The organism is Cupriavidus taiwanensis (assembly GCF_900249755.1).
GTDB classification, from domain to species: domain Bacteria; phylum Pseudomonadota; class Gammaproteobacteria; order Burkholderiales; family Burkholderiaceae; genus Cupriavidus; species Cupriavidus taiwanensis_D.
On the sequence record NZ_LT976853.1, the window covers coordinates 2800107 to 2813704 of the forward strand.

The following is a 13598-nucleotide window of genomic DNA, read 5'->3' on the forward strand; positions in this document are numbered from 1 at the left end:
TCCCATAAATGGGAGAGGGGCGCAAAACCCACAACTACTTCGCCCGCGTACGCGACTCCACGTTCAGCAACTGCCAGCGGATCGCCGACGCATCCGCCGGCGGGTTCGGCACCTGGTACTCCCGCACGCGCAGCTTGTACGAGACTCCCGGCTCGAAATCCAGCCCCTCGATCGGCCCATACCAGAGCTGCCACGGCGCGTCCGGCGACTCGCGCCAGCGGTAGCAGGTCATCTTGCCGACGCCCGTGCACTCTACGCGCTGCGAGTCGATATAGACGGTCTTCTCCACGCCCGCGGCCTCCACGCGCGCGCCGCGCTTGCCCACGCCCTCGCGCTCGACGAACTGCAGCAGGTCGCCGTCCGCGGTCTTCCAGATGATCTGCCGGCCGGTGCTGCCCGCCGACGGCTGCGTGCCGACGGTGGCAAACGGCGTCTGCATCGCCTTCAGCAGTGCCGACTCCAGCGCCATGCGCGGCGGCGGGCAAGCCATGCGCGTGCCGGCGATGCGGTCGAAGCGGATGCCGGTTTCGGTCTTGCCATAGCTGCCGGTAAAGCGATTGCAGCCGCTGGTGCCGCTGACCGTGCCCTGCGCCGCATCGATGCCCTCGTTGAACTCGAAAATGATCGGCTGGCCATTGTCGCCGTGCGGGATCTCGCGCAGCGATCCATCCGGCTGCTGCCAGCGCACCAGTTCCCAGCGGCTCGGGCCGGACGGCTGGGTCTGGTTCAGGTTGGTGCCGGCAGAGGGCAGATCGGGCGCGGTTGCGGTAGTGCAGGCGCCAAGCAAGGCGGCGACGAGCAAGGCGGCCGCGCCGCGCGCAGCTGGCGCGAAAGGAATCAGGCGGTGACGGCTGTGCATGAGAACTCCTGTTGGGGGCGGCCCGAGGCGCCCGTATCGATGTCATCGACGGATGTGACAAGCAGCATGCCGGGAAGTGCACCCGGCCATAGACCTTCAGTTTAGCAAGCCACTCCGGCAGGCACCCTGAAGCGCCCTGCCCCGCACATACATCCTGTAACGGGTCCACACGTTCACCCGGCTAGGATGCGGAACTCCTGGAAATGCCACCGTTGCCATCCGATATAATCGCTTCGCCCCGAGCCGCAATGCCGGCGCCGGGCACCGCTCCTCAGGAGACGGCGACAATAATAAGACGGACGGAACGGCACGCATCTCCCATGCACCAACCTTCCTCCGGAAACCTTTCTCCATGCTCTTGATGACGAGATTGCAAGGGCCCCTACCGTTGGGGATCGACAAAGCTCTGTACCTGAGCGCCTGTGTTGTCCTGGCTGCGTTTCCCGCGCTGATGTTCGTCAAGCCGTCGCTCAGCAACACCTGCTACGGGCTGTTGCTGGGCTGGGGCGCCATCGCCCTGGCTGCCGGCGGCCGCGCCGGCCTCGCCGAATATGGCGCGATCCTGCGCCGCTACTGGTTCTTCATGCTGGCCATGGCGGCGCTGCCGCTGGCAGTGCTGACCCAGCAACTGCTGAGCGGGGCCGAAGACCCGCATGTGCCCTATCTTTACCTGCGTTTCGCGCTGTTCATCGTTCTGGTCCCTGGCCTGCTGCGCCTGGGCCGGCGCGGCATGCAGAACATCCAATGGGGCTTCGTGGCCTGTGCGCTGATATCCGCCTTGTGGCTGCATGAAGTCGCCGCGGCGGGACGTCCCAGCCATGTCGGATTTTCCAACGTCATTCCCTTCGGCAACCTCGCCCTGCTGACCGGCATGCTCGCGGTGATCTCGATCGGCTGGAACCGCCCGGGCGATCACTGGCTGGCCGGCCTGAAACTGCTGGCCGGCTTCGCGGGCCTTTACGCTTCATATATGAGCGGCACCCGCGGCGGCTGGCTGGCGATTCCGGTGCTGGCGCTGATCGCGCTGGCGGCCTCGCGCAGGTTGACGCGGCTGCACAAGGCCGGAGTGCTGGTGGGACTGGCCGGGCTGATGGCGCTGGGGTGGTTCAGCAGTGCGATCGTGCAGCAGAGGACCGCTGCGGTTGTATCGGAACTGTCTCAGTTTGTTCAGCATGTAACGTCGGATACCTCGATCGGAGTCCGCCTTCAGCTCTGGCGCGCGTCGCTGGAACTGATCCAGGCCCACCCCTGGACCGGCGTCGGGCCGGAACACTTCGAAACGACGCTGCAAACCCTTGCCGCCCAGCACGTGATCACGCCGCTGGCCGCGACCATGCCGCATTCTCACAATGAACTGCTGCATGCCGCGGCGACGCTCGGCATTCCTGGAGTGCTGGCAATCCTTGCGCTGTACCTCGTGCCCGCCGTCTTCTTCTTGCGCCATCTGCGCGGAACCGACCGGGGCACCCGTGTCGCCAGCGCCATGGGCCTGGCGCTGTGCTGCGGCTTCATGGTGTTCGGGCTGACCGAGGTCATGTTCGCCACGACGCTGGTCAATGCCTTCTATAGCCTGGTCATGGCGCTTTGCTTCGCCTACGTTATCGCGCGCCAAAGCAAGCTGCCGGCGCCCGCGACGCCTTGAACACGGGCCCGCGGCGCCGGATCTGCTTCCTGACCGGCACCCTGAATGCGATGGCCGGCGCGGAACGGATGACCGCCACCCTCGCCAACGCGCTGGCGGCGCTCGGACACCACGTCACCGTCCTGAGCCTGTGGGACGCATCGAGCCAGTTTCCGTTGCACCCCGAGGTGCGCCATGAAGCGGTGTTCGCGCAACGCCCGTCTTTCAAGCGCGCCTATTTCGCCACGATGGCCGGCATCCGCCGCCACTGCATCGCGCATCGCATCGATGTGCTGGTGCAGGTCGACCCCATGCTGGAGCTGTTCGTGCTGCCTGCCACGCTCGGCCTGGGTCTGCACCATATCGCGTGGGAGCACTGTCATTTCGACGAGGACCTGGGCAAGCCGGCACGCAAGCTGGCGCGCAGGCTGGCGGCGCGCTTCTGCCGCCAGGTGGTGGTACTGACCGAGCGCGACCGCAGCCGCTGGCTTGAAGCCCTGCGGCCGCGCAGCGAGGTCGTCTGCCTGCCAAACCCGCTGCCGTTCCCCCTGCCGGATGCGCCGGCACCGCGCGCGCAAAGGACTGTGCTGGCGATGGGACGGCTGGTTCCCGCCAAGGGCTTCGATGTGCTGCTGCGCGCCTGGAAAACCGTGGCGGGGCAGGCGCCGCAATGGCAACTGGTGATCCATGGCGAAGGCGACGAGCGCCCCGCCCTGTCGGCATTGATCCGGGAACTGCAGCTGGAAGACAGCGTCAGCCTGCCTGGCATCTGCCACGACCCCGTGCAAACCTATGGCAACGCCTCGGTGTTCTGCCTGAGCTCGCGCTATGAAGGCTTCGGGCTGGTGCTGATCGAAGCGATGGCGTTCGGGCTGCCGATCGTATCGACCGATTGCGAGACCGGCCCGCGCGAATTGCTGGAGCCGGGCCAGGACGCGCTGGTGGTCGCCACCGGCGACGCCAATGCGTTGGCCCGGGCGCTGCTCGACGTGATCCGACAACCGGAACTGGCGGCAAGGCTGGGCGCCAGCGGCCGCCAGAAGGCCAGCCACTTCGCCGTGGAACGCATTGCGCAGCAGTGGGATGCGCTGGTCAGGGCGCCGGGATAACTAAGTCAGCCTTCCAGCGCCGGAGCCACCGCCGCGAGCGTGCGCACCGTGGCGCCGCGATGCAGCCCCGAGAAGGTCTGCGCATGCGCGCGCATCTCCGCCAGACGTGCCGGGTCGGCCAGCAAGCCTGCCGCAGTGCGCATCAGCGCATCGGCATTGTCGACACGCAGGCATGCACCCGCGGCGATGGCATCCTCCGTCGCCTGCGCAAAGTTGAAGGTATGCGGCCCGATCAGCACGGGGGTGCCGACAGCGCAGGCTTCGATCAGGTTCTGCCCGCCCAGCGGCAGCAAGCTGCCGCCGATAAACGCCAGGTCCGACGCGGCGAAATACATTGCCATCTCGCCCATCGAATCGCCGAGCACGACATCGGCCGTCAGCGGCGAGCGCACGGCATCAAGATCCAGGCCGCTGCGGCGTTCGACTGAAAAACCGGTACGTGCCACCATCGCGGCCACCTCATCGAAACGCTGGGGATGGCGCGGAACCAGCAGCAGCGCTGGCCGCGGCACGCCGGGCGCCAGGGATTCCCAGCGCGAGAAAGCGTCGAGCAGCATCGCCTCTTCGCCCTCGCGGGTACTGGCCGCCGCCAGCACCGCGCGCGCGACTAACGCCTTGCGCAGCTGCGCGCCCAGTGCCACGCCGGCCGGCGCGGGCTGCATGTCGAACTTGAGATTGCCGGTGATCTGCACCGCCGGCACGCCCAATGCGCGAAAGCGCTCGGCATCGCCGGCCGTCTGTGCCAGCACGCCGGCAAAGTCGCGGTACATCGCCGCCGCGGCACGGCCGAAGCGTGCCGTGCGCCGGTAGCTGCGCGGCGACAGGCGGGCGTTGACCAGGTACAGCGGCACGCCTGCCTTGCGCGCGCCATGCACAAGGTTCGGCCAGACCTCGGTCTCCATCAGCATGCCCACCTGCGGCCTGAAATACCGCATGAAGCGCCGCACCAGCCAAGGCAGGTCATACGGCAGGTAGCACTGGACGACGCGCGCCTCCTTGCCGAACAACTGCGCGCCGGTCTGGCGGCCGGTTGGCGTCATATGCGTCAGCAGCAGGCGGTGATGCGGATGCGCGGCCAGCAGCGCCTCGATCAGCGGCTGGGCGGCACGGGTCTCGCCCACCGACACGGCGTGGACCCATAACCATGGCCCCGGCTGCGGCAGGCCGCCATAGGCGCCGAGGCGTTCGCCGACATGCTGCACGTAGCCCGGCTCCTTGCGCGCGCGCCACGCCAGGCGCAGCAGCGCCACCGGCAGCACCACCACCCACAACAAGCTGTACAGGACGCGCAGCATCAGGCCGCCACTCCACGCACGCGGCAAGCCGCCTCGTAGACTTCATCGACCGAGGGCACCACGCCGTCGTCGCCGACATTGGCAATGCGCTCCGACCAGTAGCCTTCGGTCTTCCAGCGCCAGGTGGCGGTATAGATTTCAACGGTGGGCCGGCACAGCGCCGCGGCGATATGGACCAGGCCGGTATCCACGCCGATCACGACTTCGGCGCGGTTGATCAGCCCAAAGCCCTGCATCACCGAGAAACGCGGCAACACTTGTGCCCGCGGCACGCCGGCAGCAATGGCTTCGGCAGCCTGGCGCTCCTTGTCATTGCCCCACGGCAGCAACATCACCAGGCCTTCCTCATCGAGGCGCTTGCCCAGCGCGTGCCAGTTCTGCACCGCCCACTTCTTGCGCGCGCCCGCGGTCGCATGGAAACACACGGCATAGCGCGCAGGCAATGCAGCCCACAGCGGATCGTCGATTGCCAGCGTCTGCGCGGCGTCTCCAAAAAACCGCGGCGGCTCCGCCGGCGCGGTTCCGGTCAGCGCCGCGCCCAGCAAGCGCGAGCGGCGCACCGAATGGGTCTGGCGCGGCACGGCCACCGGGTCGGTATAGAGCAGCCGCGCCGCGGGCTCATAGCCCGAGCCCTGCGTGGCGTTGCCAAGCCCGATGATGGGCGCGCCCGGCGCACGCGCGGCAACGCGCGCGACCACCGCGGTCTTGAGCAAGCCCTGGCTTTCGATCACGGCGTCATAGCGCTGCTGGCGCAGGGCGTCACGCACCGCGCCGATCTCGCGCCAGGTACCGCCTTGCAGCAGGCGCTTGCGCCAGCGCCGCAGCGCGAATGGGATGACCCGGCGCACCTCGGGCAGCAGGCGGACCAGGTCAACGTAACCTTCTTCCACGACCCAGTCGATCTCGGCACCCGGCCACTGCGCGCGCAGGTCGTGCACCAGCGGCATGTTGTGCACCACATCGCCGAGCGACGATACCTTGACCAGCAGAATGCGCGGCCGCTCCGGCAGCGCAAAAGGCACCGCGGCCGGCATGGGCTGTGCCACACCGGCCGCGTCAGACGATGCCGCAGGCACCGTCGCGCGCTCAGAACGGGAGCTGAGCATCCGGCTTCTCGGCGAGGATCACGCGCTTGAACTCCGCCTGGATGCGCGCCAGCGCGGCGTCGTTGTCCGCTTCGAAGCGCATCACCACCACCGGCGTGGTGTTGGACGGACGTGCCAGACCGAAGCCGTCGGCATATTCCACGCGCACGCCGTCGATGGTGATCACTTCGCGCGCGCCGTCGAACCTGGCGTTGGCGCGGATCTTGTCGAGCAGCGTGAAGGGCTCGCCCTCGGCGCACTTGAGCTGCAGTTCAGGGGTGTTGTTGGCGTTCGGCAGCGCGTTCAGCACCGCGCTGGGATCCGCATGGCGCGACAGGATTTCCAGCAGGCGCGCGCCGGTGTACAGGCCGTCGTCGAAGCCGTACCAGCGGTCTTTGAAAAACACATGGCCGCTCATTTCGCCGGCGATCGGCGCGCCGGTTTCCTTCAGCTTGGCCTTCACCAGCGAATGGCCGGTCTTCCACATCAGCGGCTCGCCGCCGTGCTGGCGGATCCAGGGAGCCAGCTTGCCGGTGCATTTGACGTCGTAGATCACCTGCGCACCCGGGTTGCGCGACAGGATTTCTTCGGCGAACAACATCAGCTGCCGGTCCGGGAAGATCACCTGCCCGTCCTTGGTCACCACGCCCAGGCGGTCGCCGTCGCCGTCGAAGGCCAGGCCCAGTTCGCAGTCGGTCTCGCGCAGGGTCTGCATCAGGTCCTGCAGGTTTTCGATATGCGCGGGATCGGGATGGTGGTTGGGGAAGTTGCCGTCGACCTCGCAGAACAGCTCGACCACTTCACAGCCCAGGCCGCGGAACAGGTCGCCGACGAAGGCGCCGGCCACGCCGTTGCCGGCATCGAGCGCGATCTTCATCGGGCGGGACAGCTTGACGTCGCCAAGGATCCGATCGAGATACTTCTCGCGCACATCGACTTCCTTGTACGCGCCGGCGCCGCTGGTAAACGTGCCGGCCTCGATGCGCTTGCGCAAGTCCTGGATCTGCTCGCCATAGATTGCACGGCCCGCCAGCACCATCTTGAAGCCGTTGTAGTCGGGCGGGTTATGGCTGCCGGTGACCATGATGCCCGAGGTGGGCCGGACACCGTCGATCTCGATATTGGTGGCGAAATAAACCATCGGGGTGGCCACCATGCCAAGGTCGAGCACGTCCAGCCCGGTGGCGCGCAGGCCCTCGACCAGGCCACCGATCAGGTCCGGACCGGAAAGCCGGCCGTCACGGCCGACGGCAATGGCAGTCTCGCCAAGCTCCACCGCGGCGGAGCCGAACGACAAGCCGATCTGGCGCGCGACGTCGCGGGTGAGCGTTTTGCCCACGATGCCGCGAATGTCATAGGCTTTGAAGATGGAAGGATCGATTTGCATGTAGGGTCCTGAGTTGCTTGTCGTCCGCGCCGCACCTTGCCAGACTGGTCGATGGGGCGCCCCAAAGGCAGCTATTTTGCCGGATTGCGGCAGGCTCGGGCGGTATAATCGCCGCATTATCACGGATGGACACAATTTTCGGAGTCTGTCCTACATCCGGCGGTGGCCTGCCCCGCGCTCAGGGGTATTTTGTGCTGCCGCGGGGCCCGCGGCGGACCCGATCCGTCACGCAACGTACAGAGCCTTGAATCCATCCGCGCAACCGTCGCCCCGACCTCGCATTGCCTACCTGATCACGAATGCGGAGATCGGCGGCGCGCAGTCGCATGTCGCCGACCTGCTGCGCTCGACGGCCGGCAAGGCCGACACCGTCCTGCTGGCGGGCGGCGAAGGCCCGCTCTTCGAGATCGCGCAGCGCGCCGGCGCGCAGGCGATCCGGTTGACGCGGCTGGACAATGCCTTGTCGCCCTGGCGCGCCATCCGTGCGCTGCGTGAACTGCTCGGCGCACTGAAACAGGCCGCACCGGACCTGATCCATGCGCACAGCGCCAAGGCGGGGGCCTTGGGCCGCATCGCCGGATTCGCGCTCGGCATCCCCGTGATCTACACCGTCCATGGCTTTGCGTTCAAGCCCGAAGCCCCACCGCGCCAGCGCATGGCCGCTCGCGTGGCGGAATGGCTGCTGGCACCACTGGCGGCGCGCGTGATCTGCGTCGCGCAAGCGGAACGACAGCTGGCCCGCTCGCTTCCGCTTCCCGCCGAACGCATCTTGGTCATTCCAAACGGCATCCCCGATACACCCCATCGCGCCGACCCGCAAGCCCCCCTGCGGAGGATTGTGATGGTGGCGCGCTTTGCCGCGCCCAAGCGCCAGGACGCGGCGATTCGCGCGTTCGCGCGGGCAGGGCTGGAATCATGCGTGCTGACCCTGGTGGGAGATGGCCCGCAACGCCACGCCATGCAGCAGCTGGCGCAACAACTGGCGCCGGGTCGCGTGGAGTTTCCCGGCAACGTCACGGAAGTGCCGGCGCTGCTGGCTTCGGCCCAGGCCTTTGTGCTGGCGTCGGACCACGAAGGCTTCCCGCTGTCCGTGCTCGAGGCGATGCGAGCCGGACTGCCGGTCGTCGCCTCGGACCTGCCTGGCATTCGCGAGCAACTCGACGGCGACCGCGTCGGGCTGCTGGTCAATCACGATGACGAGATCGCATTCTCCGAAGCGCTGCGCCGCCTTGCCGACGACAGCGCCCTGCGCGCGACGCTTGGCCGCGGTGCGCGCCAGCGCTGGGAACAATGCTATGGACTCGAGCGCATGACCGAAGCCACCTGGTCCGTCTACCGCGACGCCCTCGCCCGAACGCCACGCGCCGCGCGGGTGCCGACGTCATGACCATCAAGACCGACAGCATGCGGCACCGCGCCCTGCGCATGCGCACCGGTGGCTCCGAGACCGTGCGCCGCGTCAGCAGGATGGTGGCCTGGGCAGTGCTTGGCCTGGCGCTGTTCGCGCTGAGCGCGGTCGGCGCAGAAATGGCGCACCGCGCCGGTATCGTGACCTACGTGTTCACCCGCACGTTGCTTTGGTCGGTCATCCCGTACCTGGTCGCGTTCATGCTGCTGCATCGCTCGCTGCACCTGCCGGCGATGGAGGGCAACAGCCTGGCCGGGCTTGCCGCGACGCTGCCGTTCTGCGGCCTGCTCTTCGTGTTTGCCGCCTTCCATATCGAATATTCCCGCGGCGCCCTGCTGCTGTCCTACCTGATCACGCTGGCGTGGCTCTGGACCGGCTATCGACGTTTCGTGCAGAACTACGTGCCGCTGTTCGGCTATACCGATCCGGGCACGCTGGCCCAGCTCGAGGCCATCCTCGCCATGCCGGGCGCAGCGGCACCGGCCCGCATCCGCTTCGAACCGGTCGGATCGCTCGAGGACGCCAGGCACTTCGACGGCCTGATGGTCGAGCGCAGCGCCACCGGCGACCCCGAACGCACGCGGCTGCTCGCGCATTACAAGATGAGCCATGTCCGCATGTATTCGGTGGAGCGCGTCGGCGAAATGCTGACCGGCCGCGTCGGGCTGGCGCATATCGACGAGAACTTCCTGGACGACTACGCCTCGCACTACCTCTACGGCTACCTGAAGCGCGCCATCGATATCGTGGCCGTCGCCTGCCTGGCGCCGCTTGCCGTGCCGCTGGGACTGGCGGTGGCGCTGGCTATCCGGCTGGAAACCCCCGGTGGCGCCGTCTTCCGGCAGGAACGCGTGGGCCTGTTCGGCAAGCCCTTCGTCATGCTCAAGTTCCGCAGCATGGGCGTCGACGCCGGCGCGCCGGCCCTGTTCGCCGCACAGCGCGATCCGCGCGTGACCCGTGTCGGACGCATTATCCGCAAGTACCGCCTGGACGAGATCCCGCAGCTGTGGAACGTGCTGCTCGGGCACATGAGCCTGATCGGCCCGCGGCCGGAGCAGGCGCCGATGGTCGACCGGTTTTCCGAGACCATTCCCTATTACCCGTACCGCCACCTGGTGCGGCCGGGCCTGTCCGGCTGGGCGCAGGTCCAGCAGGGTTATGCCGGCAGCCATGAAGAGACCGTGACCAAGCTCAGCTATGACCTGTATTACGTCAAGCACTGTGCGCTGGCACTGGATCTGCTGATCGGGGTGAAGACGCTGAGGACGCTCGCGACCGGCTACGGAGCCCGCTGATGGGCAGCGTCGACGAGACAGCCGCGCCGGCGCCATTGCGCATCCTTGTCATCACCACAGGCCTCAAGCTGGGCGGCGCCGAGCAGCAAATCGCGGCGCTGGCGCGCGCCTTCCTGGCACTGGGCAACGAGGTCGCCATCCTCAGCCTGACTCAGGGGCAGGAGATCGACTTGCCTGCCGCCATCCACGTCACCGAACTGGACATGCGCAAGACTCCGGTATCGATGTTGGCGGCGCTGCGCAAGGCCCGCCTGCTCGTGCAGCAATCGCGCCCGGACGTCATCCACGCCCATATGGTCCACGCCAACCTTTTCGCCCGGGTGCTGGCCCGGACCGGACGCATGCCGCCAGTCATCTGCTCGGCGCACAGCGCACGCGAAGGCGGCCGCCTGCGCGCCCTCGCCTACCGCGTCACGGACCGCTGGTGCGCCCTGACGACCCACGTCAGCGACGCCGGCCGTATGGCGATGGTAGCCAGCGGCGCCGTGCCAGACGGGCGCGTGATCGTGATGCCGAACGGCATCGATACCAGCCGCTTTCGCCCGGACCAGGCTTCGCGCGAACAGACGCGGCGCAACCTCGAGCTGGGGCCCGACGACCGGCTGGTCCTCAATGTCGGCAGGCTGGTACCGGAGAAAGACCAGGCCATGCTGATCGAGGCCTTCGCCGAGGTCAGCCACGACTTGCCCAAGGCGCGACTCATGATTGCCGGAGATGGCCCGCTGCGCGATGCGCTGGCGCATCAGGTCGCCCGGCACGGGCTGGATCATGCCGTACTGTTGGCCGGCGCCCGCAACGACATCCCGGAGCTGCTGCGCGCCGCCGATGTCTTCGTGCTGTCGTCGCGCATCGAAGGCATGCCGCTGGCGGTAGGCGAAGCGCTCGCCAGCGGTCTACCGGTCGTGGCGACCGCCGCGGCAGGGGTATCCGAACTGGCGGGAGACACCGCCACGCTGACGCCCACGGGCAATCCGCAGGCCTTGGCGAGCGCCTTGCGCAACGCCATCGCGTGCCTGCCCGGCACCGAAACCGAACGCGACCGTCGCCGCCAGCGGATCGTCGGCCATTTCGACGTGAACGGTGTGGCGCGGCAATGGCTGGCGCAATACCGCAGCCTGAGGAAACAGTCCTGATGCGCCGCAGAGTCGCAAGCAACCTGCTGTGGATGCTGGCCGACCGTGGCCTGCAGGTGGTCGTGGGGATCGGCGTCGTCGCCATGCTGGCACGGGCGCTGGGGACGGAGGGGTTCGCGCATTTCCAGTATGCGCAGTCGCTGGTGTTTATTGCGGCGTCGATACCGTTGATTTGTTCGGCGGAGGTGGTGGTGCCAAGGTTGGTGGCGATGGGGACGCCAGAAGCCAGGCATATTCTGGTCGCACACGTCTTCGCCATTCGGCTGAGCGCCGGCATCGCTGGCTATGTGTTGATGTGCCTTTGGCTGGCCGTCACGCAGCAGCCCGCCGATACCTGGATTCCCGCAGCAATCCTCGGGACGGCGGTCATGATGCGAGAGCCGTTCGGCGTGGCCATCGCATGGATGCAGGCACGCACCCACAATCGTCCCAATGTCGTGTTCAACCTGATTGCCCTTGCCGCCAAGGCCGGCCTGATCGCAACCCTGTATTTCGCCGGCATCGAGCTTGTCTCGGCGTACGCAGGCGCGTTCGCGATCGAGCCATTGATCGCTGCGGTGCTGCTGACGTGGTACTACCTCTCTCGGGCGCCGAAAACGATCCCAACGCATGACCCAACCATGACTCGTGAGTTAGTGTACGACGGCGCGTTGTTCTGGATCAGCTTCATGTTGATGGTTGCCGCCCGCCGGGCCGATCAGTTGATCCTGAAACCGGCTGTACCGCTGGCCGAACTGGGTACTTACGCGGCCACCATGCAAATACTCGACAACTTCACAACCCTCGCCACCATCCTGGCTGCGGGCGTCGCGCCGCTCTACGTATTTGCGCAGCGGTCCGGCATTGCGGCGCGCCGCAATGTGCTTCGCGTTGCCGCAGGCATGACCGTCATGGGTGCGGCCGGCGCCATCATGCTGGCACTTTGCGCGGAGCCAATCGTGAACCTGCTTTACGGCAAGGCCTTCGGCGAAACCGCGGATCTGTTGCAGCTGGCTGCCCTGGCGTCAATCCTGGTGTTTGCCGACGTGGGACTGAGTCTGTTGCCCATATATCTGCGCAAGCCGCGCTGGGTGGCCATCAAGTGGGGACTGGTACTTGCCACCACGGTCGTGGTCGACCTGGTTGCAATTCCTCATCTTGGCGCGCGCGGCGCCGTGGCCGGTTATGCGGCAGCCAATGCCGTCGCCGTTGTGTTTGGCCTGGTCCTGGTCTTTCGCTTCCGCGCCACCGCTATCAACGCGGCAATTTCCGCCTGACCAGAACCAAGTACCTGGAGCTGGCCCTTACTCGCCGTTATTGCCAGAGTTGAGACTGCGTTTGCCGCGCAGCACGATGCGGCGGCCAACGCGCAGGCAACGCCATGCGTTTCGCATCAGCAACAAATGAAGCCCAGTGACACCAAGGAACGAAAGAAACAGCAGTTGCTCCGAGACCCCATGCTTCCAGCCGTAAACACCGGCGAAGCCCAGCAAGGCGTTGCTGATCAGGATGACCCAGACAATGGCATCCGGGCTCAGGCCAAGGCGAAGCAGTACGTGATGCAAATGGGTCCGGTCAGCGGACAGCGGATTGCGGCGCTTTAATGCGCGCCGAATGACAACCACCAGCAAGTCGATCAGCACAAAGCCCAGCACCCAGAGCATCACGACCGGCGGCACATGAAGCCCGTTGTTGTAGGTCGGCTGCGACAACTCCACCGCAAACCAGACGATGCCATATCCAAGCATCAGACTGCCTGCGTCGCCGAGAAACACGCGCAACTTGCCCCGGAAAGGGTTGCGCATATTGAAGATCAAGAAGCCGAGGATAGCCCCGCAGAAAATCACGCATACACGCTGCGCAGCCAGATTTCCAAGCTCTCCGGCCAGGTACGCATACCAGCCAAAGACAATGAGCGAAAGTCCGCCGGCCAGGCCATCGAGCCCGTCACTCATGTTCATGGCATTGATGACGGCGACCACAGCGAAAAGCGTGAGCGGGATGGCCCAGTTCGCCAGCTCGATCTCGCGCCGGCCGAAGATATCGCCCAGCGACGTCAGATAGACGCCGCCCCATGATGTCATCAGGATCGCCGCAAAGATTTGTGCGCCCAGTTTGGCCACCGGTGACATGCCTTGCATGTCGTCGATCAGGCCAACAAAGGCGAGCAAGGTCAGGCCACCCAGCAGGGCGACGTAATACCCCTGGTTGCGCATGAACAGCAGGCAACCCGCCCAGACCGCCAGCGTGACGGCAATGCCGCCGACCAGGGGCACGGCTCCGTGGTGCCGCTTGCGGTTGTCGGGGCGATCCAGCAGCCCGCCGACCATAGCCACTGGCCGCAGCAGCAAAACGCTCAGCGCAGAAACCAGGAAGGCAAAAGCTGGAACCCAGAAGAAATCGAACATGGAATCGTTCTAATAATGT

The 13598-nt window shown here is 66.5% G+C and carries 11 protein-coding genes; 6 read left to right on the plus strand and 5 right to left on the minus strand.

Features of this window, described 5'->3' with window-relative positions:
• Positions 1-34: 34 nt before the first annotated feature.
• Positions 35-859, minus strand: a complete 825-nt coding sequence (locus tag CBM2594_RS12815; protein ID WP_116357148.1) for an META and DUF4377 domain-containing protein — start codon at positions 857-859, stop codon at positions 35-37.
• A gap of 352 nt (positions 860-1211) precedes the next feature.
• Between CBM2594_RS12815 and CBM2594_RS12820 the strand changes: the two genes are divergently transcribed.
• Both CBM2594_RS12820 and CBM2594_RS12825 read left to right on the plus strand, forming a co-directional pair.
• Positions 1212-2501, plus strand: a complete 1290-nt coding sequence (locus CBM2594_RS12820) for an O-antigen ligase family protein (RefSeq protein WP_116357149.1) — start codon at positions 1212-1214, stop codon at positions 2499-2501.
• Positions 2502-2551: 50 nt separating this feature from the next.
• A complete protein-coding gene (locus CBM2594_RS12825; RefSeq protein WP_373457590.1) occupies positions 2552-3589 on the plus strand; it encodes a glycosyltransferase family 4 protein in 1038 nt (345 codons plus the stop codon).
• A gap of 5 nt (positions 3590-3594) precedes the next feature.
• On the opposite strand, the gene waaA is transcribed toward CBM2594_RS12825, so the two are convergent.
• Genes waaA through CBM2594_RS12840 form a run of 3 tightly spaced genes read right to left on the minus strand, consistent with a single transcriptional unit; the run spans position 3595 to position 7356 of the window.
• Positions 3595-4884: a lipid IV(A) 3-deoxy-D-manno-octulosonic acid transferase gene (waaA, locus tag CBM2594_RS12830; RefSeq protein ID WP_116357151.1), complete on the minus strand. Its 1290-nt coding sequence runs from the start codon at positions 4882-4884 to the stop codon at positions 3595-3597.
• Positions 4884-5990 carry a lipopolysaccharide heptosyltransferase I gene (waaC, locus tag CBM2594_RS12835; protein ID WP_116357152.1) on the minus strand — a complete coding sequence of 369 codons (1107 nt, stop codon included), beginning with the start codon at positions 5988-5990 and terminating at the stop codon, positions 4884-4886. Before waaC ends, waaA begins: the two co-directional genes overlap by 1 nt.
• Positions 5971-7356 (minus strand): phosphomannomutase/phosphoglucomutase, encoded by a 1386-nt coding sequence (locus CBM2594_RS12840; protein WP_116357153.1) that lies wholly within the window; start codon positions 7354-7356, stop codon positions 5971-5973. The genes waaC and CBM2594_RS12840 overlap by 20 nt, the downstream gene beginning before the upstream one ends.
• Before the next feature lie 244 nt (positions 7357-7600).
• Between CBM2594_RS12840 and CBM2594_RS12845 the strand changes: the two genes are divergently transcribed.
• Genes CBM2594_RS12845 through CBM2594_RS12860 form a run of 4 tightly spaced genes read left to right on the plus strand, consistent with a single transcriptional unit; the run spans position 7601 to position 12448 of the window.
• Positions 7601-8743 carry a glycosyltransferase family 4 protein gene (locus CBM2594_RS12845; RefSeq protein WP_116357154.1) on the plus strand — a complete coding sequence of 381 codons (1143 nt, stop codon included), beginning with the start codon at positions 7601-7603 and terminating at the stop codon, positions 8741-8743.
• Positions 8740-10059 (plus strand): sugar transferase, encoded by a 1320-nt coding sequence (locus CBM2594_RS12850; protein ID WP_116357155.1) that lies wholly within the window; start codon positions 8740-8742, stop codon positions 10057-10059. Before CBM2594_RS12845 ends, CBM2594_RS12850 begins: the two co-directional genes overlap by 4 nt.
• Positions 10059-11192, plus strand: a complete 1134-nt coding sequence (locus CBM2594_RS12855) for a glycosyltransferase (RefSeq protein ID WP_116357156.1) — start codon at positions 10059-10061, stop codon at positions 11190-11192. Before CBM2594_RS12850 ends, CBM2594_RS12855 begins: the two co-directional genes overlap by 1 nt.
• Positions 11192-12448 (plus strand): lipopolysaccharide biosynthesis protein, encoded by a 1257-nt coding sequence (locus CBM2594_RS12860; RefSeq protein ID WP_116357157.1) that lies wholly within the window; start codon positions 11192-11194, stop codon positions 12446-12448. The genes CBM2594_RS12855 and CBM2594_RS12860 overlap by 1 nt, the downstream gene beginning before the upstream one ends.
• A 27-nt stretch (positions 12449-12475) precedes the next feature.
• Here the strand turns inward: CBM2594_RS12860 and CBM2594_RS12865 are convergent, their stop codons facing one another.
• Entirely contained in the window at positions 12476-13579 is a 1104-nt protein-coding gene (locus CBM2594_RS12865; protein ID WP_116357158.1) for an MraY family glycosyltransferase, read from the minus strand.
• Positions 13580-13598 lie beyond the last annotated feature (19 nt).

What these genes read in the sequence shown, in the direction of transcription:
- CBM2594_RS12815 (WP_116357148.1), bottom strand. Translation starts at nt 859, where the DNA reads ATGCACAGCCGTCACCGCCTGATTCCTTTCGCGCCAGCTGCGCGCGGC.
- CBM2594_RS12820 (WP_116357149.1), top strand. Translation starts at nt 1,212, where the DNA reads ATGCTCTTGATGACGAGATTGCAAGGGCCCCTACCGTTGGGGATCGAC.
- CBM2594_RS12825 (WP_373457590.1), top strand. Translation starts at nt 2,552, where the DNA reads ATGGCCGGCGCGGAACGGATGACCGCCACCCTCGCCAACGCGCTGGCG.
- waaA (WP_116357151.1), bottom strand. Translation starts at nt 4,884, where the DNA reads ATGCTGCGCGTCCTGTACAGCTTGTTGTGGGTGGTGGTGCTGCCGGTG.
- waaC (WP_116357152.1), bottom strand. Translation starts at nt 5,990, where the DNA reads ATGCTCAGCTCCCGTTCTGAGCGCGCGACGGTGCCTGCGGCATCGTCT.
- CBM2594_RS12840 (WP_116357153.1), bottom strand. Translation starts at nt 7,356, where the DNA reads ATGCAAATCGATCCTTCCATCTTCAAAGCCTATGACATTCGCGGCATC.
- CBM2594_RS12850 (WP_116357155.1), top strand. Translation starts at nt 8,740, where the DNA reads ATGACCATCAAGACCGACAGCATGCGGCACCGCGCCCTGCGCATGCGC.
- CBM2594_RS12855 (WP_116357156.1), top strand. Translation starts at nt 10,059, where the DNA reads ATGGGCAGCGTCGACGAGACAGCCGCGCCGGCGCCATTGCGCATCCTT.
- CBM2594_RS12860 (WP_116357157.1), top strand. Translation starts at nt 11,192, where the DNA reads ATGCGCCGCAGAGTCGCAAGCAACCTGCTGTGGATGCTGGCCGACCGT.
- CBM2594_RS12865 (WP_116357158.1), bottom strand. Translation starts at nt 13,579, where the DNA reads ATGTTCGATTTCTTCTGGGTTCCAGCTTTTGCCTTCCTGGTTTCTGCG.